At 68.5% G+C, this 24,671-nt stretch carries 23 protein-coding genes and 1 pseudogene; 16 read left to right on the top strand and 8 right to left on the bottom strand.

The genetic code is table 11. From position 1 onward, the window contains the following. The 5 genes from NL1_RS06335 to NL1_RS06315 all read left to right on the top strand — a co-directional run. Window positions 1–765 (top strand): cyclase family protein (locus NL1_RS06335; RefSeq protein WP_162272692.1); only part of this gene is annotated, 765 nt, incomplete at its 5' end. Between the two features lie 145 nt (window positions 766–910). Next, window positions 911–3,100, top strand: a complete 2,190-nt coding sequence (locus tag NL1_RS06330) for an MMPL family transporter (protein ID WP_218024370.1) — start codon at window positions 911–913, stop codon at window positions 3,098–3,100. Between the two features lie 65 nt (window positions 3,101–3,165). Beyond that, window positions 3,166–3,612, top strand: coding sequence for a nitroreductase family deazaflavin-dependent oxidoreductase (locus tag NL1_RS06325; RefSeq protein WP_067835292.1), 447 nt, complete (start codon window positions 3,166–3,168; stop codon window positions 3,610–3,612). Continuing rightward, on the top strand, window positions 3,609–5,183 hold the full coding sequence (locus NL1_RS06320) for an MFS transporter (protein ID WP_084510339.1): 1,575 nt from the start codon (window positions 3,609–3,611) through the stop codon (window positions 5,181–5,183). Before NL1_RS06325 ends, NL1_RS06320 begins: the two co-directional genes overlap by 4 nt. A 28-nt stretch (window positions 5,184–5,211) precedes the next feature. Further along, window positions 5,212–5,883 (top strand): MspA family porin, encoded by a 672-nt coding sequence (locus NL1_RS06315; protein WP_067835290.1) that lies wholly within the window; start codon window positions 5,212–5,214, stop codon window positions 5,881–5,883. Between the two features lie 69 nt (window positions 5,884–5,952). Here NL1_RS06315 and NL1_RS06310 read toward each other — a convergent pair whose 3' ends face one another. The 3 genes from NL1_RS06310 to NL1_RS06300 form a co-directional block, all read right to left on the bottom strand. Then, the gene (locus NL1_RS06310; protein WP_067835288.1) at window positions 5,953–6,588 is read right to left on the bottom strand and encodes a hypothetical protein; all 636 of its coding nucleotides are present in this window, start codon (window positions 6,586–6,588) and stop codon (window positions 5,953–5,955) included. Between the two features lie 65 nt (window positions 6,589–6,653). Then, window positions 6,654–7,799, bottom strand: a complete 1,146-nt coding sequence (locus NL1_RS06305) for a serine hydrolase domain-containing protein (RefSeq protein WP_156094685.1) — start codon at window positions 7,797–7,799, stop codon at window positions 6,654–6,656. Window positions 7,800–8,414: 615 nt separating this feature from the next. After that, window positions 8,415–9,131, bottom strand: coding sequence for an SDR family oxidoreductase (locus tag NL1_RS06300; RefSeq protein ID WP_067835331.1), 717 nt, complete (start codon window positions 9,129–9,131; stop codon window positions 8,415–8,417). A gap of 187 nt (window positions 9,132–9,318) precedes the next feature. Here NL1_RS06300 and NL1_RS06295 point away from each other — a divergent pair, with 187 nt between their 5' ends. The 3 genes and pseudogenes from NL1_RS06295 to NL1_RS40385 form a co-directional block, all read left to right on the top strand. Beyond that, window positions 9,319–10,149: a helix-turn-helix transcriptional regulator gene (locus NL1_RS06295; protein ID WP_067835283.1), complete on the top strand. Its 831-nt coding sequence runs from the start codon at window positions 9,319–9,321 to the stop codon at window positions 10,147–10,149. 186 nt (window positions 10,150–10,335) lie between these two features. Beyond that, the gene (locus NL1_RS06290) at window positions 10,336–10,815 is read left to right on the top strand and encodes a nucleoside deaminase (RefSeq protein ID WP_067835281.1); all 480 of its coding nucleotides are present in this window, start codon (window positions 10,336–10,338) and stop codon (window positions 10,813–10,815) included. 14 nt (window positions 10,816–10,829) lie between these two features. After that, window positions 10,830–10,973, top strand: a pseudogene (locus tag NL1_RS40385) (mycothiol transferase); the annotation flags it as partial. A gap of 62 nt (window positions 10,974–11,035) precedes the next feature. Here NL1_RS40385 and NL1_RS06280 read toward each other — a convergent pair. After that, the gene (locus NL1_RS06280; protein WP_067835279.1) at window positions 11,036–11,845 is read right to left on the bottom strand and encodes a DUF1460 domain-containing protein; all 810 of its coding nucleotides are present in this window, start codon (window positions 11,843–11,845) and stop codon (window positions 11,036–11,038) included. A 162-nt stretch (window positions 11,846–12,007) separates the two neighbouring features. On the opposite strand from NL1_RS06280, the gene NL1_RS06275 reads away from it, so the two are divergent. Beyond that, a complete protein-coding gene (locus NL1_RS06275; RefSeq protein WP_067835277.1) occupies window positions 12,008–12,505 on the top strand; it encodes a MarR family winged helix-turn-helix transcriptional regulator in 498 nt (165 codons plus the stop codon). Further along, the gene (locus NL1_RS06270) at window positions 12,498–14,126 is read left to right on the top strand and encodes an MDR family MFS transporter (RefSeq protein WP_067835275.1); all 1,629 of its coding nucleotides are present in this window, start codon (window positions 12,498–12,500) and stop codon (window positions 14,124–14,126) included. Before NL1_RS06275 ends, NL1_RS06270 begins: the two co-directional genes overlap by 8 nt. 59 nt (window positions 14,127–14,185) lie before the next feature. Here NL1_RS06270 and NL1_RS37285 read toward each other — a convergent pair whose 3' ends face one another. Then, a complete protein-coding gene (locus tag NL1_RS37285) occupies window positions 14,186–14,389 on the bottom strand; it encodes a hypothetical protein (protein ID WP_156094684.1) in 204 nt (67 codons plus the stop codon). Window positions 14,390–14,856: 467 nt separating this feature from the next. On the opposite strand from NL1_RS37285, the gene NL1_RS06265 reads away from it, so the two are divergent. From NL1_RS06265 to NL1_RS06245, 5 genes are all read left to right on the top strand, one after another. Beyond that, complete coding sequence (locus NL1_RS06265; RefSeq protein WP_156094683.1) at window positions 14,857–16,215, top strand: NsdA family TPR-like regulatory protein; 1,359 nt, start codon at window positions 14,857–14,859, stop codon at window positions 16,213–16,215. After that, complete coding sequence (locus NL1_RS06260) at window positions 16,199–16,810, top strand: 2'-5' RNA ligase family protein (protein WP_067835271.1); 612 nt, start codon at window positions 16,199–16,201, stop codon at window positions 16,808–16,810. Before NL1_RS06265 ends, NL1_RS06260 begins: the two co-directional genes overlap by 17 nt. Window positions 16,811–17,003: 193 nt before the next feature. After that, on the top strand, window positions 17,004–17,519 hold the full coding sequence (locus NL1_RS06255; protein ID WP_067835269.1) for an OsmC family protein: 516 nt from the start codon (window positions 17,004–17,006) through the stop codon (window positions 17,517–17,519). 43 nt (window positions 17,520–17,562) lie between these two features. After that, the gene (locus NL1_RS06250) at window positions 17,563–18,867 is read left to right on the top strand and encodes a bifunctional o-acetylhomoserine/o-acetylserine sulfhydrylase (protein ID WP_067835267.1); all 1,305 of its coding nucleotides are present in this window, start codon (window positions 17,563–17,565) and stop codon (window positions 18,865–18,867) included. 300 nt (window positions 18,868–19,167) lie between these two features. Further along, window positions 19,168–20,112 (top strand): formylglycine-generating enzyme family protein, encoded by a 945-nt coding sequence (locus NL1_RS06245; protein WP_084510338.1) that lies wholly within the window; start codon window positions 19,168–19,170, stop codon window positions 20,110–20,112. A 20-nt stretch (window positions 20,113–20,132) separates the two neighbouring features. On the opposite strand, the gene NL1_RS06240 is transcribed toward NL1_RS06245, so the two are convergent. Continuing rightward, on the bottom strand, window positions 20,133–21,266 hold the full coding sequence (locus NL1_RS06240; protein ID WP_245673109.1) for an AI-2E family transporter: 1,134 nt from the start codon (window positions 21,264–21,266) through the stop codon (window positions 20,133–20,135). A gap of 307 nt (window positions 21,267–21,573) precedes the next feature. Between NL1_RS06240 and NL1_RS06235 the strand changes: the two genes are divergently transcribed. Continuing rightward, a complete protein-coding gene (locus tag NL1_RS06235) occupies window positions 21,574–22,869 on the top strand; it encodes an NtaA/DmoA family FMN-dependent monooxygenase (RefSeq protein ID WP_067835263.1) in 1,296 nt (431 codons plus the stop codon). Window positions 22,870–22,889: 20 nt separating this feature from the next. Here NL1_RS06235 and NL1_RS06230 read toward each other — a convergent pair whose 3' ends face one another. Both NL1_RS06230 and NL1_RS06225 read right to left on the bottom strand, forming a co-directional pair. Further along, entirely contained in the window at window positions 22,890–24,167 is a 1,278-nt protein-coding gene (locus tag NL1_RS06230) for an RNA polymerase sigma factor (protein ID WP_067835261.1), read from the bottom strand. Window positions 24,168–24,182: 15 nt separating this feature from the next. After that, window positions 24,183–24,602, bottom strand: a complete 420-nt coding sequence (locus NL1_RS06225; RefSeq protein ID WP_067835259.1) for a YciI family protein — start codon at window positions 24,600–24,602, stop codon at window positions 24,183–24,185. Between the last annotated feature and the right edge of the window lie 69 nt (window positions 24,603–24,671).

Here is a 24,671-nt window from a genome sequence, read left to right as displayed (position 1 = left end):
ATCGCGGGTGCGTCGGCCGCCGCCGGGGCGATCGGCGCGCCGCGCGCCCAGGCCCAACCGCTGAACCTGAGCGGTTTCAGCGTGCGCGACCTGACCCATGCGGTGGGGCCGGATTTCCCGGTGTTCAACCTGTACGTGCGCCAGCCGGTGCAACGTCAGGTGATGTTCGAGGAGATCATCGGCTTCAACACCGCCGAGTGGACCATGAACGAACACACCGGAACTCACATCGACGTGCCCGCGCACTCGCAGCGGGGTCTCGCGCGCGCCGACGCGATCCCGGTGGAGAACCTGGTCGCTCCGCTGTGCGTCGTCCGCATCACCGAGCGCGCGGCTCAGGACAACACCACCGAGCTGCACGTGGAGGACCTGCTCGACTGGGAGCGCCGCAACGGCCGCATCCCCGACGGCGCGTTCGTCGCGATGGACACCGGCTGGTACCACCGGGTCCACGATCCCGCCGCCTACCTGCCCTTCGACCCGCTGCGGCTGGCCCTGCTGATTCCCGGCATCGGCCCCGACGCCGCCGAATTCCTGCTCACCGAACGCTCCATCGTCGGCTTCGGCACCGACAGCAGCAGCCTGGACGTCGGCACCAGGTTCGAGCCGATGGTGCACCGGATGCTGCTGCGCTCCGGGCGGTACGGCATCGAGAACCTGGCTGCGCTCGACACCGTGCCGGAACGCGGCGCGACGCTCGTGGTCGGCGCCGCGAAATTGCGCGGCGGCTTCGGCGCGCCGGTGCGGGCCCTGGCCTTCGTCTGATTGCTGTTGCCGCTCTTGCCAACCCGCCGTAGCATTCCCAGATAGATAGCAGCACTATCTGTAGTGGATAGTTCGACTCTATATAGGTGGAGGAATCGTGTTCGAAAAACTCGGAAGGTGGTCCGCCGCCCATCGCAGGTGGGTGGTGGTAGGCACCGTTCTGTTCATCCTGCTCGGCGGCTTGTGGGGCTCGGGCGCGGGCAATCTGCTCGGCGGCGGCGCCGGACTCGACGATCCGACCAGCGAGTCGTCGCACGCGGACGAGATCCTGGAGACCACCCTCGGCAGGCACGTCGCCGACGTGGTCGTCATGTACGAGAGCGCGGACATGACCGTCGACGATCCGCGCTACCGCGAGCGGGTCGAAAACGCGGTCGCCAAGATCCCCCGCGACTCCTACACCTGGCTGGAGACGTTCTGGAGCACGGGCTCCCCCGATTTCGTCTCGGCCGACCGGCACAAGACCTACATCTCCATGCAGCTGCCCGGCCAGATCGAGGAAAAGCGGGTGGTGGTGTGGCGCGAGATCGAGCACCTGTTCGAGCAGCCCGGCCTCGAGGTCCGCTTCGGCGGCCTGGTCGCGGTGAACGACCAGTTCAACGAGATCACCGAGGAAGACCTCGCGCGCGCCGAGTTGATCTCCTTCCCTCTGCTGCTGATTCTGCTGATCGTCATCTTCCGTAGCGCCATCGCCGCGGCGCTGCCGCTCGCGGTCGGCGTCGTCGTCTCGATCGGCTCGCTCGCGGTACTGCGCGTGGTCGGCACCTTCACCGATCTGTCCACCTTCTCCATCAACCTGGTCGTCCTGCTCGGACTCGGCCTCGCCATCGACTACGCGCTGCTCATCGTCAACCGGTTCCGTGACGAGCTGGCCGTTGGCCGCTCGGTCGACGACGCCATCGGCATCACCATGGCCACCGCCGGTCGCACCGTCGCCGTCTCCGGCATCACCGTCGCGGTCACCCTCGGCGGCCTGGTGATCTTCCCGTCGCGGTTCCTCACCTCGCTCGGCTACTCGGGCGTCAGCGTGGTGCTGTTCGCGGTGCTCGGCGCGCTGATCGTGATGCCCGCCCTGCTGCGTTTCGCCGGCCTGCGCATCAATTCGCTGCGCATCCCGCTGCCGTCGTTCGGCAAGGGCCGCGGCGAGCCGGGCGCGCGCTGGTACAAGGTCGCGCACGCGGTGATGCGCCGCCCGGTGCTCGCCGCGTCGAGCATCGGTCTGGCACTGGTGCTGCTCGGCTTGCCGCTGCTCGGCGCGACCTGGTCGCGGCCCGCCGACTGGGCGCTGCCCGCAGGCACCGACAGCCGGGTCGTCTCGGCGGAGCTCGATCGGGACTTCCCGCTCGATCCGACCAAGGTGATCACCGCGGTGGTCGACATGCCCGGCGACGCCGCGAGTCCGCAAGCCCAGCAGGCGCTTTCGGGCTACCTCGACCGCCTGCGCGCCGTGCAGGGCGTGGACAGCGCCACTGTCACCGGCACGGCGGGCGACCTGGCCCGCGTCACGCTCGGCTACTCGCTGGACTCGATGGACGCGCCGATCCGCGATGTGGTGCGGCAGCTGCGGGCCGTCGAACCGCCCGCCGAGGCCACCGCGTCGTTCACCAACCGCCCCGCGGCGGTGGCCGACCTGCTCGACATGCTCACCGAGCGGCTGCCGTGGATGCTGCTGATCGTGACGGTGGTGTCGTTCGCGGTGCTGTTCCTGGCCTTCGGCTCGGTGCTGCTGCCGTTGAAGTCGGTGCTGATGAACCTGCTGTCGCTGTTCGCCACCTTCGGCATCGTGGCGCTGATCTTCCAGTACGGTTTCCTCTCCGGCCCACTGAATTTCGTGCCCGCGGGCTTCATGGACGCGAACATGCCGATGATGATCATGGCGATCGCCTTCGGCCTGGCGATGGACTACGAGGTGTTCCTGCTGGCGCGCATCCGCGAGCACTATGTGCGCAGTGGTGATCCGGTGGAGTCGGTGGCCTTCGGTGTCCGCCACACCGCACGACTGATCACCAGCGCCGCGCTGCTGCTCGCCGTCGTGCTCGGCGCCTTCGTCTTCTCCGGCATCACGATCGTCAAGATGATCGGCGTCGGCCTGGTGGTGGCCATCTTCCTGGACGCCACCATCGTGCGCGGCCTGCTGGTGCCCGCCACGATGCGGCTGCTCGGCAACAAGGCGTGGTGGGCTCCCGCGCCGCTGGCGAGGTGGTGGGACAAGTACGGAATTCCCGAACCTGGAGCCGACGCGGCTCCGGAGACCGGCGGTGCCGGCCGGCCGAGCGACGATCCGGCAAACGCGCTCGGCACTTCGGCGGCAACCTCGACAGCGCTGTCGCGGTAATCGTTCGGTATCGCGGCGGGCCCGGCTCCTCTGGCCGGGCCCGCCGTACCGGAAGGACATAGAGCATGGCAGTGCAGTACCAAGCCGGTCCGGTCCGCAAGGTGGTCAACCGCGCCGTGATGGCGTTGGCCGCGCGCGGCGCGGGGCCGGACGGCATGTACATCCTGGAGACCACCGGTCGGCGCAGCGGTCTGGCGCGCCGAAACCCGGTGCGCATCATCGAATTCGACGGACAGCGGTGGCTCGTCTCCCCCTACGGGGAGGTGGGCTGGGTGCACAACGTGCGCGCCAGCGATCTCGTCCGCCTGCACCGCGGCGGCGACGAACAGCGGGTACGCGCCGAGGCGGTGCACGGCGATCGCGCGGGCGCGGTGCTGCATCAGTACATCAGGAAGGCACCGGTGACCATCCCCTACTTCGACGCCTCGCCGCGCTCTGCGCCGAGTGAGTTCGCCGCCGAGGCGCACAAACACCCCGTCTTCGTATTGCACGGCTGGAGCAAGACCGCATGACCACCACACGCCCCACGACAGCGCCGAATTCGACGGTGCACGAACCGGTCACAGATCCAAGCCGATGGTGGGTGCTCGCCACGGTGTGCGTGTCCACCTTCATGCTCACCCTCGACATCACCGTGGTGAACGTCTCGCTGCCCGCCATCCAAGCCGACCTGTCGGCGAGCTTCGGCGCGCTGCAATGGGTGGTGGACGCCTACGCGCTCGGCATGGCCGCGTTCCTGCTCACCAGTGGTTCGCTGGCGGACCGGGTGGGCAGGCGCAGTCTGTTCGCCGGCGGGCTCGTGGTGTTCACCGCGGCGTCAGTGGCCTGCGGTGTCGCTGGTAGTGCATTGCTGCTCAACGTTTCCCGCGGCGTCCAAGGCCTCGGCGCGGCCATCCTCTACGCCGTCGGCCCTGCCATGCTGGCGGCGGCCTTCCACGGTAAGGAGCGCGGTACCGCGTTCGGCCTGTTCGGAATGACGACCGGAATCTCGGTCGCCGCGGGTCCGCTGGTCGGCGGCGCGCTCACCGAAATCGATTGGCGCTGGGTGTTCTACCTGAACGTGCCGACCGGGCTGCTGGCGCTGCTGGTGGTGCTGGCGAAGGTGCCCGAAAGCGCCCGGCGCGGCAGCAGGCCGGTGGACCGGGCCGGGCTCGTGCTGTTCTCGGCGGCGCTGTTCCTGTTGGTGTACGGGATCATTCGCGGTCCGGTGGCCGGGTGGACGGCGGGCTCCTCCATTCTGTGCTTCACCGGGTGCGTCGTGTTCGTCGCGGCGTTCGGGCTGGTGCAGCGCCGGGGCAGACATCCGATGCTGGATCTGAGGCTGTTCGCCAATCGCACCTTCGACGCGCTCTCGGCCGCGACCTTCGTGCTGAATTTCGCGGTCATCCCGGTCATCTTGTTCGGGGTGCTGTGGATGCAGGGTGTGCTCGGCCACTCCGCGATCGAGACCGGGCTGCGCTTCCTGCCGCTCACCGGCATGCTGCTGGTGGCGGGCGTGCTCGGCGGCATATTGAGCGTGCGGGTGGCGACCAACCGGCTGATCGGCGCGGCCCTGATCCTCACCGGCATCGGGTTCCTGCTGCTGAACTCCATCGGCCCGGAGGACGACTGGACCGCGGCCCTGCTGCCGTTCTTGGTCGCGGGCATCGGCATGGGACTGTTCAATCCGCCGCGGGCCAACGCCGCGGTCGCCATCGTCGCGCCGGAGGACTCCGGTATGGGCTCGGGGGTGAACGAGACCTTCCAGCAGGTGGGTTCGGCGCTGGGCGTCGCGGTGCTCGGCGCGGTCGCGCACGCCAGGATCGCCGACAGCCTGTCCGGGCAGCCGGTGCCCGCCGCGGCCGTCGACGCGATCGCCGCGGGCTCGATCGATCGGCTCACGGCCGAAACCTCCCCCGCGCACGCCGCCGAACTGACCAACGCCGCGCACGCGGCGTTCGTCTCCGGCCTGCACGCCGTGGCGACCATCGGCGGCCTCGCCAGCGTGATCGTCGGCGCGGCGGCGCTCGTGCTGATCCGCCGCCAGGATTTCGTCCAGGATCCGGCCGCACCCGAACACGACGACGCACCCATCCCGGCCTGACCGGGCGGGTGCCTTCACAAGGAGAGACATGAACTGTCGCAAGCACATCGGAAGGTCCGTCACGGCCGCGGCGGCCGGCGTCGCCGCGCTCGCGTGCGGCACCGCGGGCGCCGACGTGGTGGTGCCGCTACCCGGCGCCGAGAAAGTGCAGACGCTGTCGGACGGCACGGTGGTCACCGTCCGGCTCGTCGGCGAATCGGTGACCATCAATCCCTCGCTCGGCGGCACTCCGCTGCATCGCAACGCCTGGGTGTCGGGCAGCGCGCAGGTCGAGGTGGCCGGGGCGGGCGACCGGCCGGGCGGCAAGCTCATCCCCGGCTACACCGTCGGCTGTCAGGTGGACATCTCCGGCGGCGCCGTGGAGGGCGGGGTGGAAGGCGGGGCCAACTGGAGCAACGGGCAGAACGTGCGACCGAACGTCGGCGCGGAGACCGGCGGCGCGCTCTCGCTCGGCCCGGGCCAGACTCGGTCCTTCTACCTCATGGACGTCGAGGTCCCCGACGACTTCGGCAACGAAGATCACAAGCCCGTCAACCGTTTTCGCGGCAACACCGGGTCGGTCACCTGGGCCGACTCCACCATCGCGCTGAACGGATGCGCGGGCTACGCGCAGGCGCGGGCCTTCATCCGCGTCGAAATCGAGACCGCGAACGTCGCCTCCCACCTCACCGTCTGGGGCGCGCCGTTCAGCCTGGGCTGAGCATCCGATCCCCTCAGAACATCCCGTGCGGCCGCACCGAAACCCGGTGCGGCCGTTGGCTGATCAGGCTCACGAGCGGCTCTGGTCACCTGCCGCGGCGCGATCCCTGCCCTCCTCGAAGAACTCGAGCAATTGGGCGACGGTGGGCGCCTGCTCGCGCGGGCGCAGCGCGCCGAACGGCGCGTTCCAGAATGCGCCGGTGCGCCGGACCCACGGACCGACATACGCGTACGGGCCGGGATGCGCCGAATCACCTGGGGACACACCGAAATTGACCTCGTCCAGCGTGCTCGACAGGTCGAAGTGCTCAGGCCACAGCACCGGCGTGATGTCGGGCGCGAGGCGGCGCAGCGCGTCGTCTCCGAGGGCGAACCAGTCCGCGATCACCGCCGCGGCCTCGGCGTCGACGCGCACCTCGGCGTCGAGATCGCGCCCGCTGGTCTCGGCGTACACGCCTTCCGGTGCGCCCGGCGCGATGCCCGCGGCGTCCGCCAGCTGCCGGTAGCTGCCGGACAGCGGCACGCGACCCGACGGCCCGACCAGTTCGGTGCCATCCACCGACACCGGCAGCCGCACCCCACCGAACCCGCCGGGCACCACCCCCAGCCGGATCGTCCCGTCGCGCCGGTACTGCGGCCCGGCGATGAGCAGTTCCGCAGCCCCGTGCAGGGCGTTCCTCGTCTCCCGGTACGTCGCCTCGTCCACTCTCGCATCATCCCCGCCCACAGATCGGCGCACAGCGGTTTCACGCTCGTTGCCAGGAGGACAACTCAGCCTGCGAGATCGCACATGACCGTGTCGATCACATCCTGGATGCTGCCGCGCAGGGCGAGCGAGGCAGCGAGGGTGGGCAGCTGATTCATGGCGACGGTGACCGCGTAGCGGTCGGTGGCCGCGCCGACCACGCTGCTGCCGGTGATCGAGCCGCCGTGCCCCCACGTCTCCATGCCGCACCTGTTCACCTTCCGGAACAGCCCGAGACCGATCTCGTAGTCGAGCAAGGGCACACCGGTCGGAATCGTCCGGCGCATCTCCTCCAGTTGCGCGGGCGGGACCACCCGGCCCGAGACCAATGCCATGAAGAAGTGATTCAAGTCCCGTCCGCTGGCGACCATCGCGCCGTCGGCGAGCCCCCAGTTCGGATCGATGTCGGTGACGTCGATGCGTTCGGTGCCCCTGACGAGGTAACTGCGCGGATGCGGGCCGCGCACCACCTGCTCGATCGGGTACACCGGCCAGTAGGTGTTCTGCAGTCCGAGCGGCAGGATGATCCGCCGCGTGACCTCCACGCCCACCGGAAGGCCGGTCACCCGCTCGATCAACGAACCGACGATCAGGTAGTTGGTGTTGGAGTAGCCCCAGCGCTCGCCGGGCTCGAACTCGGCGGGCTCATCGAGTGCAACCCGGATGAGCTCGGACGCCGGACGCGAGCGCTGCATCCCCGCGACGCTGTCGAGATCCACCTGGTCCAGGTAGTCGGGGATGCCGCTGGTGTGCTGCAGCAGATTGCGCACGGTGATGCGAGTCCCGTCGCCGCCCGGTCCGGTGACGACGCCGGGCAGGTATCGGTCGATCGGCAGATCCAAGTCGACGCGTTGCTCGGCGACCAGTTGCAGGGCGACGGCGGCGACGAATGCCTTGGTGTTGCTCGCGATCCGCATCTGCGCGCCATCGGGGAAGGGCGCCCGGGTGCCGATATCGCCCACGCCACTGTTGAGCTGCACGTCACCGGAGTCGCCGCTCACCACCAACTGCGCGCCCGGCACTCCCGACACGACGACGGCGCGGTCGAGGTCCGGTTGCCAGTTCGGCCACGCCGCGATCGGCTCCGCGTGCACGGAACCCGGCGCAGGGCACAGCATCGCCACGACAAGCATCGCCGCCACCGTCAAGCCGCGCATTTCTTCCCCTCTCACCGAACCCACCGCCGCCCGTCGACGGACGACCACAGGATCGGGCACAGAGCGAATGGCCTCGAACGATGTCACGGTTCCGGCTCCCGAACGACTCCGATCGGCACGCCGTACCCACCCCCAGCCTCCCTCATGTCACGCGTTCGAGATAGACCTTTGGCCGCACGCGATCCGGTTCGCCGGGGTTTCGCATTCATGTCTCTCGCGCTCGTCGATCCGTCGCATGCGTTCGACGTGATCTCGGGTGTTGCCCTCGGCGGTTTCGATAGCCCCGGGTTAGCAGGGCTGGGCGCTCGGCCGTCCGACGACCTCCGAGCCGCGAGCGGGCGCTACGAAGAGCAGGCGATCGACCGCAAGGGCGGAGCCGCACACCGGGGTGTGGCCCCACCGCATTGCGGATCGATCATCATGCTCGTCCCCTCCACGGGCCGATGCTCTACCGGTCGAATCGTGTTCGGCCACAGGCCCGTTACCGATATCGCGCGACCGGGATCGGCGGTGTGGGTGCGATCGGGAGCGCCGTGAGGGCAATGCCCCGCCCATAGCCGCTGCCAGGCGGAATCCCGGGGCGGCGGCACCGAACGCGGCGATGGCGCCCGCCGTTGCCCCGGGCGCACCTCAGCGCTGCTGGACCGGGCGGACGATGATCTCGTTGACGTCGACGTCCGGCGGTTGCCCCACCGCGTAGGCGACGGCCTCGGCGATCGACTCGGGCGCGATCGCGTGCTTGCGGTACTCGGTCATGACCGCCTTGGCGTGCGGGTCGCTGATGGTGTCGGCCAGCTCGCTGTGCACCACGCCCGGCGAGATCGTGGTGACCCGGATGCCGGGCGGCGCCTCCAGCCGCAGGCCCTCGGTGATGGCCCACGCCGCGTACTTGGTTCCGCAGTACACGGCCGCGGTCGGACTGACGGCATGCGCTCCGATCGACGCCACCGTCACCAGGTGGCCGCTGCCTGTCGCGAGGAAGTGCGGGAGCGCGGCCGCGATACCGTGCAGCAAGCCGCGGATGTTGACGTCGATCATCCGGTCCCATTCGTCGACCAAGCCGGCGTCCAGGCGCGACAGCGGCATCACCCCCGCGTTGGCGACCAGGACATCGAGCCGGCCGTGCCGTGCGACGACGTCGTCGACGGCGGCGCGGACAGCATCCCGATCGGTGACGTCGAGGGCACGCGGTTCGATCGCGCCCCCGCTGTCCTCGGCGAGTTCGTGCAAACGGTCGACGCGCCGCGCGGCCGCGACGACGCGCATGCCGTCGGCGGCCAGCCGCCGCGCGACCGCACGCCCGATGCCGCTGCTCGCGCCGGTGACGAGGGCGACGGAGTCTGTCATGGTCTCTCCCTGCAGTGCAATGTTCACGGATGTCCGCCGGGTGGAATGCGATTCGGCCGGACATCAGGTCGACCGTGTGGTCGACGCCTGTCCACTCTCGAAGCCGGTGGCCACCACCGGGAGACCGGAATGTTCCTGGGAGTAACGCACCCCGGATCTCGGCCGGATCGCGCCCTACGATGCGAACATGGCCGAAACCGAACTCGGGGCGTATCTGCGCGCCCGGCGCGAACAGGTCGCTCCGTCCCGAATCCACCTGCCGGTGGCGGGCGGATACCGTCGCGTGCCCGGCTTGCGCCGCGAGGAGGTGGCGCTGCTCGCCGGGGTCAGCATGGACTACTACACCCGCCTCGAACAGGGCCGGGAGCGACGGCCGTCGGCCCAGGTCGTGGACGCGCTCGCCGCCGCTCTGCACCTGGACGAGGACGCTCGCCTGCACTTGTTCCGCCTCGCCGGCCTCAGTCCGCGCGCACACGTGGCGGCCGACGGCCGCGTCGACCCCAGCCTGCTCGAGCTGGTCGACGCCTGGCCGAACAATCCTGCGATCGTCTACAACCGCGCCTACGACGTCTTGGCCGCCAACGCCATCGCCGACGCGCTCTTCTCCGGCTGGCCCCACTCCCGCAACCTGCTGCGCGCCGTGTTCACCGACCCGGCCGCGCGGACCTTCTATCGCGACTGGCCCGCCGTGGCCCGCAACGTCGTCGCCGGTTTCCGCTTGGGACACGGTGCGGCGCCGCACGATCCGCGCGTCGGCCAGGTGCTCACCGAACTGCTGGACGCGAGCCCCGAGTTCACCGAACTCTGGTCCCGCCACGACGCGCGCGGAAAATCGTTGGAGCGCAAGCGCTTCATCCACTCCGACGTGGGACCGCTCGAGCTGACCATGCAGACCTTCGACGTACGATCCAGTCCCGGCCAAGAACTGGTCGTCTACCACGCCGAACCGTCCACACCGAGCGCCGAAGCGCTGGCGCTGCTCGGCTCGCTCGCCGCCACTCGGCGCACGTCGGGCTGACCCCTTTCCCTCCTTGCGCAGTGCTACCCGACGCTCGCGACACCCACCGATCCAAAGAACTCATCGATGGATGCGCATATCCAAATAGTGCAATGAAGCGCGGCTCTCCCGGGGGCCGACGCCGGTCCCGTGTGGATCAGCCACAGTTCACCACCGGCAAACTTCGCGGGCGCATAGGCTCGGACCATGCTCGACGATGCCGATCTCCGCTACCTGCGACGCTGCGTGGACTTGGCCCGGGAGGCGCTGGACAGCGGGAACGCGCCGTTCGGCTCGCTCCTCGTCAGCAGGGGCCGGGCCGTCGCGGAGGCGAGGAACGAGGAAGGCGGCGGTGACCCGACGCGGCATCCGGAACTCGAGCTCGCCCACTGGTCCATCGCGCATCTGAAACCCGCCGAACGTGCGGCCGCGACCGTCTACACCTCCGGCGAGCACTGCCCGATGTGCTCGGCCGCCCACGCCTGGGCCGGTCTCGGTCGCATCGTCTACGCGAGCTCGGCGGCGCAGCTGACCGAATGGCTCAGCGACCTCGGCGTTCCGCCCGCCCCGGTGCGCTCGCTGCCGATCAACGAGGTCGCCCCTGGCATCCCCACCGACGGCCCCGCCCCCGAACTGGCAGGCGCGATGCGCGAACTACATCGACTCCACCGCACGCCGCGGCGCTGAGAAACTGCACCTGCCTCGGCACACCGATCCCCCGGCCGCGGCCGGGACGCCCTGCTCCCAGCATCCGGTGGGCACTCCCCCACATGATCGAGGAGACCGGCCGCCATGCCGGGCACGCGGACATCCTCCGCGAACTGATCGATGGCGCGACCGGGCGCCGACTCCACCACAATGTCGGTCCGTCGAAGCCGCATACCACGCAGACCACAACGGCCGGACGTTACAGCGGCCGCAGAACCACGATCCCCGGCGTCGACCGCACGTAGTCGGCCAACGGCGAATCCACCACCTGGTTGTTCGCGGCGAGCGAGGACGCGTTCCGGAAGACCGGACCGTTCGGCGTCATCACGACAATGCCGACGTGAGTGACGTCCAGACCGGGCTGGTCGGAGTAGGCGCCGATGTAGTCGCCCGTGCGGAGCTGTCCGATGACGCGCTCGTCCACCGCGGCGCTCGGAATGTAGGTGATGTCGCGCGCGACCACGGGCAGCCCCGGAAGATACGTCCCCCCATCCCCTTTCGCGTTGAGCTGCTTGCCGACGGTCACCGCGGCGGAGGTCAGCGTCGCGGTGATATCGGTCGCGGCGGTTCTCGGCGCGTACGCCCAATCGGTGAAGAAGTGCTTGCGGTTGCGGAAGTCGACCTGCCCGCCCGCGTAGCGGGTCTCGATCAGGTTCGCCACGAACTGGTCGCGGTCGGTGGACCTGCTCAGCGCCTCGACGTAGTCGAGATAGGTGAAGCAGTCCACCCGCCGCAGGTCGACGACCAACTGCTCGGGCTGGGTCGCGGAGCCGACCAACATGTTCGCCTCGTACGGCGTGCCGAGGAACCGGCTCGACAGCAACTCGATCAGCTCCCCCTTGGTCGCCGTGGGAGCCGTTGCGCGCAGGGCCAGCAACTCGTCGATCTTGCGCGCGCTCGCGTCATCGATGGCCGCGGCGTTCGGCGCTCCCGTCGCCGCGGGCAGCGCCGGAACCACGCCGCACAGGACGGCCAGCAGAACGAGCAGTACGCGGGCAATGGTGCGCAAGACGCCTCCCCGGAGTCGATCGGTGCACGAGTGCGGTACTCACCGTAGCCCGGCACCCCGCAGGCCCGAAGTCCTCCATCCACAGAATTTAGTTGCTTAGCTCAAGCAAATGAAATATAGTTGCTGACTGCAAGCAAGTTATCTCGTGCGCGGGGAGTGAACATGCCGGTATCACCCGATACGGCGCAAAGCCTGATCAAGGAGCTCTACCTCATCGGCAGGGCCATCCGGATCGCCCTTCTTCATCCGGAGGAAGGACAACTACTGCCGGGCGGCATCGGCGTGCTCGGCACGCTGGAATCCAAGGGCCCATGCCGCCAGGTCGACCTGGCCGTTGATCTGTGCATCAGCGCTTCCGCGCTGAGCAGGCACGTCACCGAACTGGTCGGCGCGGGCTATATCAGCCGCCACGCCGACCCGAGCGACGGCAGGGCCACCCTCATCCAGGTCACCGACGAAGGCCGCGACCTGCTCGGCCGGGTCCGGGCGTTGCGGGCGCGCGGCCTGCAGACCGCACTCGCGGACTGGAGCGAGGACGAGGCCGAACACGCCTGCGAGTCGGTACGCAAGCTCAGGAATTCACTCGCCGCGCACGCGCAGCACGCGGGAACGGCGCAACCCCAGCCGGTTTCGAAGGAGAGTCAGGGAGTAGATGTCTAGTTCAGTCGAGACGCCCGTGCGGCGCGATCCGGCCGCGATGACTCATCGCGAAGTCCTGGAGGCGATGACCGGCCTGCTGGCCGCGCTGTTCACCGCCCTGCTGAGCACCACGATCGTCGCCACCGCGCTGCCCACGATCATCGGCGATCTCGAGGGATCCCAAACCGCCTACGCGTGGGTCATCACCACGGCCCTGCTCGCCAACGCCGCGTCCACCCCGATCTGGGGCAAGTTCTCCGACCTGTTCAACAAGAAGCTGCTCGTCCAGTCGGCGATCGTCATCTTCGTGATCGGCTCGATCATCGCCGGATTCGCCCACAATGTGCCCCTGCTGCTGGTCGCGCGGGTGATCCAGGGCATCGGCATGGGCGGACTGACCGCGCTGGCGGTCGCGATCATCGGCACCATCGTCGCGCCGCGCGAACGCGGCAGGTACTCCGGCTACATGGGCGCCGTGATGGCGGTGTCGATGTCCGGCGGCCCGATCCTCGGCGGCGTCATCGTCGACAGCCCGCTCGGCTGGCGCTGGTGCTTCTTCGTCTGCGTGCCGCTGGCCGTCATCGCGCTCGTGCTGCTGCACCGCACCCTGCGGCTGCCCACCGAACGGAAGACGGGCGTCTCGATCGATTGGCTCGGGGCCGCGCTGCTCACCGCGGGCGTCTCGGTGCTGCTGATCTGGGTGTCGTTCGCGGGCAAGGCGGGCTACTACGAGTGGGTCTCGCGGGAGTCGGCGCTGTATGTCGGCGGCGGCGTGCTACTGCTGATCGCGACCGTGTGGGTGGAATCGCGAGTCGAGTCGCCGATCATCCCGCTGCCGATCGTCACCGAGCGCACCACCGGACTGGCGATCATCGCGTCGATCGCGGTCGGTGTCGGCATGTTCGGCGCCACCACCTTCCTCGGCCAGTACTTCCAGACGGCGCGCGGCTATTCGCCGACCGCCGCGGGCGTGCTGAGCATCCCGCTGGTCGTCGGCATGTTCATCGCCTCGGTCGGCTCCGGACAGCTGATCACCCGCTTCGGCAAGTGGAAGCGGTTCGTGGTCGCGGGCGGCTCACTGCTGGTGGTCGGATTCGGGCTGCTGTCGACCATCGACCACGCGACGAACCTGTGGCTGGTGAGCGCGTACACCGTTATCGTCGGGCTCGGCGTCGGCATGATGATGCAGAATCTCGTTCTCGCCGTGCAGAACACGGTGAGCGTGCACAATATCGGCGCCGCCTCCAGCAGCGTCGCGTTCTTCCGCACCTTCGGCGGCGCGATCGGCGTCTCGGTGCTCGGTTCGGTGCTGGCCACCCGGGTGAGCGAACTGTCGACGGAGGGATTCGCCAAGCTGGGCATCCAGACCGGCACTTCCGGCAGCGGCAACCTGAATCTCGACGCCCTGCCCGGCCCCATCGCGACCATCGTGCGCACCTCCTACGGCGACGCGACCGGCCGCATCTTCTTCATCGCCGCCCTGGCCACGGTCGTCGCACTGATCGCCACCGCCCTGCTGCCGAACCGCCCGCTGCGCAACACGATCGACATCGATCCTGCGCTGGATCCGATGCGCGAGAACGCGGACACTCCCCCGGTCCGCGAATCGACCGACGACAAGGTGCGGGTACTCCAGAACTGAGCGACTACCACGGGGCGGCTCCGGAAGGGGCCGCCCCTTCACAACAGGGCGGTACCCACTCAGTCCCATAGTTCGGCGCACGGCAGCGGCGGCAGATCGGCGCGGACGTCGCCGTCGACAGTCACCGCCCACTCCGGAAAGCCCTGAGCCAGCGCGTCAACCACGTTCTCGATCTGTTCAGCGCTGGCCTGGTAGTCCAACGTCAGTGCGCCGGACTCGATGTGAATGTGCCGAATACGCCGGGAGGGACGGAGGGGCCGCACGGCGGATCACCGTGGCCTATCAGGGGAAGGAACGACACGGCCAGCTGTGATCAGAGTCTGGAGTGCGGCGGCCTTGCGCGGGCACTTCTTCGCCCGGCAAACCACGTGGAACTGCATCACAGCGTGCGCCTGGTCGATTGTGAAGGGCTGCTCAGGTGCTCGGTGGGTTTCAGGCCGGGTCATGGTGGCGAGTCGATGAACAAGTGTCGCGTCGGGCATTGGGAGAGCACCTTCCCTGCGGAACAGTAAGCACTGGCCAAAGGCGCGCGATACCAAGGGCTTTCGCCACCGGCTCCGGCTCACTGAAGCAGGTGCACCGCCCGAAGGGATACGGCGTCAGCTTGGTATCGGGCGCCGGTATCAATGTGCCGGTTCGCCGTTGGCACGAGCGACCGCGTAATGGTCGGGTACTGTTCGTCCAAAGTACGCATTTCCCCAGGTAAGGCGACGAATCGTAAGATAGGGCAATGGTCAGAGGGCGGGCATGGACCGGCTTCGAAGCGGTAGCGCTGCAAGAAGCCATGAGGCGATCGGTTCGAGATTTCGCCGCCTTACTCGGACTGGAGGCGACGACCGTCAACAACTGGCGGACCGGCCTCAGCTCCGTCAAGTTGCGTTCGAACACTCAGACCATCCTGGACACCGCGCTCGATCTGCGGACAACGCCGGAAGATCGAGCGCGGTTCGAGCAGATCGTGTCCGAAGGGGAGGCTGCATGGCGGAAGCGGCACCAGCCGACCCGCTGGTCCACGCATGTGAGTGCTGCACCAATGGTTGGCGAGATCCTCGGCACGGCACATACCGAGAGCAGTGCAGCGAGCGAGCCATCGTCTTCTGATCAGGGAATCACTACAGAGCTGATTGCTGTGCTCGCCCGCGTCCACAAGCTGAGCCGGTCGATCGATCCCGGTGTCATCGACCAGCTCCAAAACTGTACGTATCGGACCATCACCGAGTACGAAACGCTGAGTCCGACAAGGCTGCTACCAGCCCTCACGACGCAACGGGCTTGGCTCGAAGCGCTCATCGACGAGTGCGGGGATCTGCGGCAACGGCGCGAACTCTTCGAGATCGCCTGCCAAACCTCGGGACTGCTCGGCTACATCGCCGTGGGGTGCGCGAACTTCTCACTCGCCCGCTCCTATTGCCTGGAGTCCTTTCAGCTTGGTGGCTATGCCCAAGACAGCAACCTCATGGCGTGGGCACGTGGGATGCAGAGCTTCTGCGAGTACTACGCGGGCCACTACGACAAGGCCGTGCATTTCGCAGAGGACGGGATCACTCGCGCCGCAGGCGGACCGCAGAGTGTTCGCCTCGCGATCAACGGTGTGGCACGGGCAAAAGGAAAACTCGGAGATAGCGAGGGTGTGCATCGTGCCGTTGACGAAGCGTACGAGGTGCTTTCAGGAAGTGTTGCGCCACAGGGTGTTCCATCGAGCATTTCTCTTGGCAGCTACAGCGCAGCACAAGTAGCCGGTAACGCTGCCACCGCGTATCTATCCTTGGCGGCACCGGACAGAGTCGAGCAGTACGCGCACCTGGCCCTGCCTGAAATGAGCGACACCAACTCTCCCTGGGGCCGTTCGCTGGTGATGATCGACATGGCACGGGCACACGTTCTGACCGACGACGCCGACTTGGACGCGGCGACGGACATCATGCTCGACGCCCTCGAGCCATCCAGGGGTACGCTCATGCTGCAAGTTCGACGCCGAGGTTCGGAGTTCGTACGTGAGGCAACTGCCCGGTGGGGCGACACCTCGGGACTGCGGACGCTCCGGGACATGCTGAAAAGTGTGGATACTCGTGATGAGCAGCGTGGATAACCTACAACCGCGTACGGGGCGCGCCGGTCCGCTCGGCCACTACTGGTTCCTCACCTTCGAGCACGCACCGGATCTTCATGCTGCGGCCAAAGACTGCCAGCAAACGATAGATTCGAGATTCTTCGACCCGACACCGGTCGACGGTCTGCACCTCACGCTGGACAGAATCGCCCATGACGGCGCAAGTACGCCGGAACAGCGAGCCTCGATCACCGAGGCGGCCCAACGCGCATTCGAGGAAGAACTACCGTTCGCCCTGACGATCGAGCGGCTGACCAATCTCCGTGGTGCGATCGGGTTCCTTGCCTCGCCCGTCGAGCGGATACATTCCCTTCGCGACACACTGCGTGCCGCAACACTATCCGTATTCGCCGATGCTCCGGTGAAGAACTCGTCGTCCGCGCCACACGTCACGATCGCCTACCCGATGTTCGAGGGTCTTTCCGTGGACGCTGCTGCGACAGCGGACAGGATCGACGTGTCACTCGACAGCGTCGCCGTCACGATTTCGGCCGTGACAATGGTTGCTCTCGAACGCCGAGGGCATGGCTATCGGTGGGACGCTGTTGCGCGAATACCGCTAGCTGGTGGATAGAAGCGAACCTTTCGAGCCGATCAGGCAGCTCCAGAAGGGGGCCGCCCCGTTTGCTGTGCGGCAAAGCCGCTGAGGCGCAAGGCAACTCGCCGACGGCGTGCGCAAGACGCACCGAAGCATCGGTAGCTACCTTTCAGCTCACGGGGAATGTAACTCTCGCCACAGCGCGGGCCGATTCCTACCGTCGGTAGCCGTGACAGCGAATGTGAGCACGTCGTTGAACGACATCACGGAGGCCACCGTGCGGGCGGTCGCGCAGAATCCCGCGGGCGCGCAGGTGGTCTTTCGTGCGTCGGGTGTGCCGGAAGGCACGGTCGGCAGCGCGATCACCCTGGGCGACTACACGATTCGGGTGGACGAGCCGCCCGCGCTCGGCGGCGCGGGCAGCGCGCCCAACCCGGTCGAGGTCTACCTGGCGGCCCTGATCGCCTGCCAGGTCGTCACCTACCGGTTCTGGGCGCAGCGACTCGACATCACCGTCGACGACATCGCGGTGGCGGCGGAGGGAGATCTCGATGTCCGTGGCTTCTTCGGCATCGACGACACAGTGCGTCCCGGCTTCCAGGCCGTGCGTGTCACGGTCCGCGTCGCCGGGCCGGAGACCGCCGAACGCTACGCCGAACTCCAGCGGGCCGTGGACGCGCACTGTCCCGTGCTGGATCTCTCGACCGCGCCCACGCCGGTCGAGACCACGCTGATCACCGTCTGACCTTCCGTCCGCCCGCTCGGGCCCTCTCGCACTGGAGCACACGATGACCGAATCCTCGCAGCCCGCCGACCCCACCCTCGCGTGGAGTTTCGATACCAAGCAGATCCACGTGGGCCAAGTGCCCGACGGCACCACCAACGCGCGGGCGCTGCCGATCTACCAGACCACCTCGTACACGTTCCGCGACACCGCGCACGCGGCGGCGCTGTTCGGTCTGTCCGAGGCGGGCAACATCTACACCCGCATCACGAATCCCACCCAGGATGCGGTGGAGCAGCGCATCGCGGCGTTGGAAGGCGGTGTCGCCGCGCTCCTGCTGGCCTCCGGCCAGGCCGCGGAGACCTTCGCGATCCTCAATATCGCAGGCGCGGGTGACCACATCGTGTCCAGCCCGCGCCTCTACGGCGGCACGTACAACCTGTTCCGCTACTCGCTGCCCAAGCTCGGCATCGAAGTGTCGTTCGTGGACGATCCGGACGATCTCGACCAGTGGCGCGCGGCGATCCGGCCGAACACCAAGGCGCTCTACGGCGAAACGATCTCCAACCCGCAGAACCACATCCTCGATATCCCCGGGATCGCGGTGGTCGCGCACGGCGCGGGCGTTCCGTTGATCGTCGACAACACGGTCGCGACCCCGTACCTGATCCAGCCCCTCACACACGGCGCCGACATCGTCGTGCATTCGGCCACCAAGTATCTCGGTGGCCACGGCACCGCCATCGGCGGCGTGATCGTGGACGGCGGCACGTTCGACTGGACCGGCGGGCGGTTCCCCGGCTTCACCGAACCCGACCCGAGCTACCACGGCGTCCGGTACGCCGATCTCGGCGCGCCCGCCTACGCGCTCAAGGCCCGCGTGCAGCTGCTGCGCGATCTCGGCGCGGCCATCTCGCCGTTCAACGCCTTCCTCATCAGCCAGGGTCTCGAAACGCTGAGCCTGCGCGTCGAACGGCACGTGCGCAACGCTCAGGCGGTGGCGGAATTCCTGGTGGCGCGGCCCGAGGTCACCTCGGTGTCGTACGCGGGACTGCCCTCCTCGCCGTGGTACGAACGCGGCCGCGCGCTCGCACCCGAGGGCGCGGGCGCCGTGATCGGCTTCGAACTGGCGGGCGGGGTGGACGCGGGCAAGCGTTTCGTCGAGGCCCTCACCCTGCACAGCCACGTCGCCAATATCGGCGACGTGCGCTCGCTGGTGATTCACCCGGCCTCGACCACCCACTCCCAGCTCACCCCCGAGGAGCAGCTCGCCGCGGGCGTCACTCCGGGCCTGGTCCGGCTCGCCGTCGGCATCGAAGGCATCGACGACATCCTCGCCGACCTGCGCACCGGCTTCGCCGCCGTCTGACCCCGCCCGATCCGGAAGTCCTCCGCCGCACCCGCGGTGGAGGATCTTCGCCGCCCACCCAGATCAGTCCCGCATCCCGGATGTCGAGAGTGATGACGCCGTCGAAATGCTTGTCGCGCATAGGGAACCCTCTCGTGATACTCCTCGACATCGTGGTATTGCCGCCCTCGCGATTCGATCACCGCGGCGGGGCCGCTCGCCTCATCCTTCGCGGGTGAGATCCGGGCGAGGCGAAGACCGATATCTGGCACGGACGCGCCGCTTTCCCTCCGCACACTCTGGGCAACTATCCTGGCGGCCATGGCAGATCGCCCCGACAACGAATCCGCGGGATGCTGCGCGCCGACCGCTCGACGGACAGCCCACACCGCCGCGCCGACCGGAACCGAGGTCGGCGGCCCTGCGCCTGCCACACTCGTGCCGCTCCCCGGCGGAACGTTCCTCATGGGCGACGAGAGCGCATGGGCCTATCCGGGCGACGGAGAAGGCCCCCGCCATGAGGTGACCGTCGATCCCTTCGCCATCGACCGGTACACCGTCACCAACGCCGCCTTCGCGGCCTTCGTCGATGCGACCGGTTACCGCACCGACGCCGAACGATACGGCTGGTCGTTCGTCTTCGCCGGTCTGCTGCCGGAGGACGCACCCCCGACCAGGAGCGTCGCGGGCGCACCGTGGTGGCGGCAGGTGGAAGGGGCCGAATGGCGCCGCCCCTCGGGACCGGGATCGCACATCGATGACGTCCTCGACCACCCGGTGGTGCACGTCTCCTGGGACGATGCCCAGGCCTACTGCACGTGGTCGGGCACGCGGCTGCCGACGGAAGCCGAGTGGGAGTACGCCGCACGAGCCGGATCGGCCGACCCCTTCCCTTGGGGTCCCGACTTCGAACCGGACGGCCAGCCACGCATGAACGTCTTTCGCGGCCGGTTCCCGCGCACCGACCCCGGCGCGCACCTGGGCACCCTCCCGGTCGACGCCTTCGCACCCAACGACTTCGGCCTGCACAATGTCACCGGCAACGTGTGGGAGTGGTGCGCCGACTGGTTCTCCAGCGACTACTACCGGCACAGCCCCGCCCAGAATCCGACCGGCCCCGCGACGGGAGCGGGCCGGGTCATGCGCGGCGGCTCCTACCTCTGCCATCGCTCCTACTGCCGCCGCTACCGCGTCTCCGCCCGGCAAGGCAGCGAACCGGTCTCCTCGACGGGCAACCTCGGATTCCGGGTCGCGCAGGACCGCTGAGACCGACGTGCGACGGCGGCTCAGGTCGCGGGCGCGTCGGTGTCTTTCGCGGGCGTCTCGGTGTCTTTCGGACCCTCTGCGTCGTCTTTCGAACCCTCTGCGTCCGGCGCTCTTTCGGCGATCAGCACGTTGGCCCAGCGCGTGGTGGGGTCGATGTCGAGCAGCGCGCCCTTGACCAGCAGCGTCAGCGGAATCGCCAGCAGTGCGCCGAGCGGGCCGAGAGCCCAGGTCCAGAACGTCAGCGACAGGAACGTCACCGTCACGCTCAAACCCACGGCATCGCCGACGAATTTCGGCTGGATCACCGACTGGATGACGAAATTGATGCCGCAGTAGACCACGATGACCCAGATCATCAGCCCGGCCCCGCCTTCCAGCAGAGCCAGCAGCGCGGGCGGCACCAGGCCGATGATGAATCCGATGTTCGGGATGTAGTTCGTGATGAAGGACAGCAGCGCCCACAGGATCGGCAGCGGCACACCGAGCAACCACAGCGCGGCGCCGTCGAGCACCGCGACGATGAGCCCGAACACCGTCGACACGATCAGGTACTTGCGGGTGCCGCTCGCGAAAGCGGCGAGTGCGTACGCGATCTCGGGCCGGGTGCGCTCGACGAACGCCATCTTCTTGTCGATCACCATGCCGTCGAACGCCATGAACACCAGTAGCGCGAATATGAAGAACAGATTCGACACGACGCCGAGCAACCCGCGCAGCGCCGATTCGAGCAGGTCGACGACTTTGCCGATGTCGAGCGAATTCAGCATGTTCTGAATCTGGTCGGAGCCCACCCCGGCGTCGGCGAGCGCGTCGCGCAAACGATCCAGCAATTCGTCGGCCCGGTCGCTGTAGTTGGGCAGTTCGGTCGCCAATTGCGCGGCCGACACCACCACCGCGCCGATCAGCACGATCAGGATCGATACGACCGCGACGAGGGCGACGACCATGCCCACCCACGGCCGCAGTCCGCGTTGTTGCGCCCACGTCTGGAGAGGCTGGACGGCCATGGTCAGCATCAGGGCGAGGAACACCGGCGCGAGAATGCCCGCGAAGGCTTTGATCCCGGCGATGGCTACCACGCCGCTCGCCGCGACGAGCAGCACGACGAGACCGCGCGGAATGGCCCAGGTCCCCGCGGTGGCAGCCGGTGGCATCGCGGCCCGCTCCCCCGCCGGCTGTCTCCGAGGCGATCTCATCGTCTGCCGCCTTCGCCCGGTCAATCCGCGCAGGTCCGGTGCGAGGCGGCGATCGCGGTATTCGTCCCGAGCGAGGTTCCGGCCACGGCGTGCTCCTTACGCTCCTCGATTCGCGCGTGTCCGTCGACGCTAGGGCCGCCGCCCCGGCCGCGCCTCACCCGTTGCGGGTGAGGTCGGCGCCGCGACCGGGGTGGCGTCACCGCCGTTCCGCTCTCGGTGATCGGAACCGGTGTCCACGGTGATGCGCCGCATTAGCGTCGGGCGAATGAGCGTGCGCGGGCGACGGCGGCCATTGAAGATCGTCACCGGAGTCAGTGGTTCACCCGAGGTGTACGGAGCGGCAGTGGATCCGCGGCGGTCCACGCTGGAATCCGCGGTCGAGATCGCGAAGATCGCGGAGGCCGAGAAGTTCGACGCGCTGTTCGCGGCGGACCTGCTGAGCTTCGGCGCGCAGGGCGCGATCGGTGCGCAGGAGCCGCTGATCTTCGTCTCCGCGCTGGCCGCGGTGACCTCGCACGTCGGGCTCATCGCGACGGTGACGACGACTTTCCATCACCCGTACAACCTGGCCCGCTTGTTCGGCACCCTGGATCACGTGAGCAACGGGCGCGCCGCCTGGAACGCGGTGACCTCCTCGGTGGGTGAGGAGAACTACGGCGACCAGGAGCTGCCGAGCCCCGAGAAGCGGTATGCGCGCGCGGCCGAATCGCTGGCGGTGGCCAACGCGCTGTTCGACAGCTGGGCGCCAGGAGCGCTGACGCCCGACGGCCGCGGCGGCGCGGTGCTGCGCCAGGAACTGGTGCGCCCGATCGACCACACCGGACCGTACTTCACGGTCCGCGGCCCGCTGAACATTCCGCCGCTGCCGCAGCGGCGGCCGGTGCAGTTCCAGGCCGGTCAGTCCGAGGGCGGCATCGAGCTCGGCGCCCGCTTCGCCGAGGTGGTCTTCACCTCGCTGCCCACCTTGGCGGATGCCATCACCTACGCCAAGCGAATTCGCACCCGCGCCGCCGAACTCGGTCGCGCGGACGGGCTTCCGTTCATCATGAGTTCCTTCCACGCCACCTACGGCGCCACCGAGGCCGAGGCGCGCGCCGCGGTCCGGGAGCGGGAGGAGGCCACCGATTTCGAGGCAGGGCGCATCGCCTTGGCCGACATGCTCGGTGGCGGTGTCGACCTGTCCGAGTTGCCGCTGGACAAACCGATTCCCGAGCACCTGCTGCCCGAGACGGCGACGGTGAACCGCAGGCGCGGACGGGTCGAGATCTTCACCGCCTTCGCCAGATCGGGAAAGACGTTGCGGGAGTTGATCATCGCCGCCAAGGACACCGGCCACTGGGCCGCGGCGGGCACGCCCGAACAGCTCGCCGACGCCATCGAGGAACGCTACGACGCGGGCGTCCTCGACGTCATCGCCCTCGGCGGCCTGGACACCCCGCGCACCAGCGATTTCCTCCGCAACGGACTGCTTCCCGAACTTCGCCGCCGCGGTATCGTCGGCACCGACTACGTCGGCGACACCTTCCGCGCGAACCTGGAACTGCCGCCGCTGCCCGAGTGAGTCCCCGGGTCGCCGCTGCATCAGCCTAGGGCGGCGAGTTTGCCTGTCAGCACCGATCTTTCGCGTTCGTTGGCGCACAACTTCACCGCGTGTTCCAGTTCGGTGCGTGCCTCCTCCGTGCGGCCGAGCCGGGTGAGCAGTTCGCCCCGCACGCTCGGCAGCAGGTGCGAATTCGCCAGCGCCCCCGCGGCCACGAGCTGGTCCACGATCGGCAGCGCGGCCGCGGGCCCGTGCGCCATGGAGACCGCGACCGCCCGATTGAGGTCGACCACCGGGGAAGGCGCGAGCCTGCCGAGCGCCTCGTAGACGAGCACGATGCGCTCCCAGTTCGTCTCCTCGACCGACGCCGCGACCGCATGGCATTCAGCGATCGCCGCCTGCAAGCCGTAGGCGCCGAGGCCACGACCGAGCTGCTCGGCGCGGGCGAGGGCCGCGCGTCCGCGCCGAATCGCGGCGCGGTCCCAGCGGCGGCGGTCCTGCTGCTCGAGCAGGACCGGAGTGCCGTCGGGCGCGGTGCGGGCCGGGAACCGCGCCGCGGTCAGCTCGAGCAGCGCGAGCAGGCCGTGTGCCTCGGGTTCGTTCGGCAACAGGCGGACGAGCACCCGCGCCAGGCGCTGCGCCTCGCTCGCCAGATCGAGCCGGATCAGATCGTCACCGGAGCTGGCCGTCGACCCTTCGGTGAAGATCACATAGAGCACGCTGAGCACCGACCCGAGCCGGGCAGATCGTTCCTCTGCCGACGGCGCCGCGAACGGCACCCTGGCGGCCGCGAGGGTCTTCTTCGCCCTCGTGATCCTGGCCTGCACGGTCGCGGTCGGCACCAGGAACGCCTTGGCGATCTCGTCGCTGGTGAGACCGCCGACCACCCGCAGGGTGAGCGCGATCCGCGCCTCCCGCGCCAGCACCGGGTGGCAGGAGACGAACATCAATGCGAGCACGTCGTCATCGATCTGGTCCGGGTCCCAGAGCACGTCCTCGGCCGACTCGGCGGGCGCGACGCCCGAGGCGGCGCCGCCCTCCCCCAGCTCGTGGGCGAGCGCGGCGTACCTCTCGTCGAGGGCGGAGCGCCTGCGGAACGCGTCGATCGCGCGGCGCTTGCCGACGGTGAGCAACCATCCCGCGGGATTGCGCGGCACACCCTCCCGCGGCCAGGTCACCAGGGCCTCGGCCAACGCCTCCTGGGCGAGATCCTCGGCCAGCGCGAAATCGCCGGTGTAGCGCGCGAGCGCACCGACGATCCGCGCGGACTCGATCCGCCAGACGGCGGCGACGGCCTCACGGCCGGTGTGATCGGCCATCGCGAGCCGGCCCGCTCAGAGCTGACCGGTGGCTTCGCGCCAGGCCCGCTCTTTCTGAATCCACTCGTTGTCCTGCGGGAATTCGTCGATCGTCGTGACCCTGCGGATCTCGGTCTTGAGGCCGGGGCCGGTCAGCGGCGCGCGCTTGGCCCACTCGATGGCCTCCTCCTTCGAGGACACATTGAGAATGTAGAACCCGCCGAACAGCTCCTTGGTCTCCCCGTACGGGCCGTCGGTGACCACGGGCGTCTCGGAGGAGTGGTCGACGACCACGCCCTCGGCGGCGTCGTCGAGGCCCTCCGCGGCCAGCAGCACGCCCGCCCGGATCATCTCGTCGTTGAACCTGCCGATGGTCTCGAGCATCTTCTCGAAATCGGTGTCGGCCATACCCGCCCATGCCTCGTCGGTGGCGCGCATGATCAGCATGTACTTCATGGTCTGTCTCCCTGTGCTGTGTGGGTCCCGCTCGGACCCTCTCGCCCATAGGTCGAACGGGGATTGCGG

Origin of the sequence: Nocardia lijiangensis NBRC 108240, assembly GCF_001613045.1 — a bacterium.
Taxonomy (GTDB): Bacteria; Actinomycetota; Actinomycetes; order Mycobacteriales; family Mycobacteriaceae; genus Nocardia; species Nocardia lijiangensis.
Note: the sequence above shows the minus strand (reverse complement) of the source record. Positions and strands in the feature narration are given on the sequence as shown.

Coding starts and splice junctions, on each gene's coding strand:
- NL1_RS06325 (WP_067835292.1), top strand. CDS start 3,166: ATGGCAGTGCAGTACCAAGCCGGTCCGGTCCGCAAGGTGGTCAACCGC.
- NL1_RS06320 (WP_084510339.1), top strand. CDS start 3,609: ATGACCACCACACGCCCCACGACAGCGCCGAATTCGACGGTGCACGAA.
- NL1_RS06315 (WP_067835290.1), top strand. CDS start 5,212: ATGAACTGTCGCAAGCACATCGGAAGGTCCGTCACGGCCGCGGCGGCC.
- NL1_RS06300 (WP_067835331.1), bottom strand. CDS start 9,131: ATGACAGACTCCGTCGCCCTCGTCACCGGCGCGAGCAGCGGCATCGGG.
- NL1_RS06295 (WP_067835283.1), top strand. CDS start 9,319: ATGGCCGAAACCGAACTCGGGGCGTATCTGCGCGCCCGGCGCGAACAG.
- NL1_RS06290 (WP_067835281.1), top strand. CDS start 10,336: ATGCTCGACGATGCCGATCTCCGCTACCTGCGACGCTGCGTGGACTTG.
- NL1_RS06275 (WP_067835277.1), top strand. CDS start 12,008: ATGCCGGTATCACCCGATACGGCGCAAAGCCTGATCAAGGAGCTCTAC.
- NL1_RS06270 (WP_067835275.1), top strand. CDS start 12,498: ATGTCTAGTTCAGTCGAGACGCCCGTGCGGCGCGATCCGGCCGCGATG.
- NL1_RS06265 (WP_156094683.1), top strand. CDS start 14,857: ATGGTCAGAGGGCGGGCATGGACCGGCTTCGAAGCGGTAGCGCTGCAA.
- NL1_RS06260 (WP_067835271.1), top strand. CDS start 16,199: ATGAGCAGCGTGGATAACCTACAACCGCGTACGGGGCGCGCCGGTCCG.
- NL1_RS06250 (WP_067835267.1), top strand. CDS start 17,563: ATGACCGAATCCTCGCAGCCCGCCGACCCCACCCTCGCGTGGAGTTTC.
- NL1_RS06245 (WP_084510338.1), top strand. CDS start 19,168: ATGGCAGATCGCCCCGACAACGAATCCGCGGGATGCTGCGCGCCGACC.
- NL1_RS06240 (WP_245673109.1), bottom strand. CDS start 21,266: ATGCCACCGGCTGCCACCGCGGGGACCTGGGCCATTCCGCGCGGTCTC.
- NL1_RS06235 (WP_067835263.1), top strand. CDS start 21,574: ATGAGCGTGCGCGGGCGACGGCGGCCATTGAAGATCGTCACCGGAGTC.
- NL1_RS06230 (WP_067835261.1), bottom strand. CDS start 24,167: ATGGCCGATCACACCGGCCGTGAGGCCGTCGCCGCCGTCTGGCGGATC.
- NL1_RS06225 (WP_067835259.1), bottom strand. CDS start 24,602: ATGAAGTACATGCTGATCATGCGCGCCACCGACGAGGCATGGGCGGGT.